A 734-nucleotide genomic window follows, 5' to 3' on the forward strand; every position below is an offset into this window, starting at 1 on the left:
GGCCAGGTCGGCGCGGGCCCGGCCCGGCGGGGTGGCCCGGACCGGCGCCAGCTCGGCGGCGAAGGAGGGCGGGGCCTGCCCCGGCGGGGCGGGGGCCGGCACGGGGATGAGGAAGTCGGCGATCCACCGGGGCGCGAGGGCGCAGCCGATCACCAGCGCGGAGACCGGGTCGCCGGCCTTCCACCGCCGGTACGCGGGCAGGTGGGTCTCCAGCCAGGCGCGCTCACCCGGATGCGCGGCGCCGGCCCGCTCCAGGACCAGCAGGCTCGCGACGGCCTCCGCGAGGGGCGAGACGACGAACCGGCTGTTCGCGAGCGTGTCCGCACCGACCTGCCACCAGCCCACGCGCCCCACCGCCCCACTCTCGCTCGGCCTCCGGCTCCACCGCCGCGCCGCGCCGCGCGTCCGGGCTTTCGCGTCCGCGCGAAACAGTAACGGTCCCGGCGACGACGTCCGGAGACTCCACCCCATGCGCACCTACCGCGAACTGTTCCGGACCCCGGAGTTCACCCCCTTCTTCGCCGCCGTCTCCGTGCAGACGGCCGCCCAGACCGCGACCGGCCTGGCACTGGGCACCCTCGTGTACACGCGGACGGGCTCGCCCCTGCTGTCGGCCCTGGCGATGTTCGGCCCGTCGCTGGCCCAGGTGGCCGGGGCGCTCACCCTGCTGTCGGCGGCGGACCGGCTGCCGCCGCGCGCCGCGCTGACCACCCTGGCGCTGCTCTCCGCCGGGG

General features: G+C 77.9%; 2 pseudogenes. One reads left to right on the forward strand and one right to left on the reverse strand.

The features are described 5' to 3' along the window. Nucleotides 1-345: pseudogene (locus tag CR470_RS38270) on the reverse strand (transcriptional regulator); the annotation flags it as partial. Between the two features lie 124 nt (nucleotides 346-469). Between CR470_RS38270 and CR470_RS38275 the strand changes: the two are divergent. Beyond that, a pseudogene (locus CR470_RS38275) lies at nucleotides 470-734 on the forward strand (MFS transporter); the annotation flags it as partial.

This window comes from Streptomyces sp. rh34 (genome assembly GCF_002551245.1).
In the GTDB taxonomy this organism is placed as follows: Bacteria; Actinomycetota; Actinomycetes; order Streptomycetales; family Streptomycetaceae; genus Streptomyces.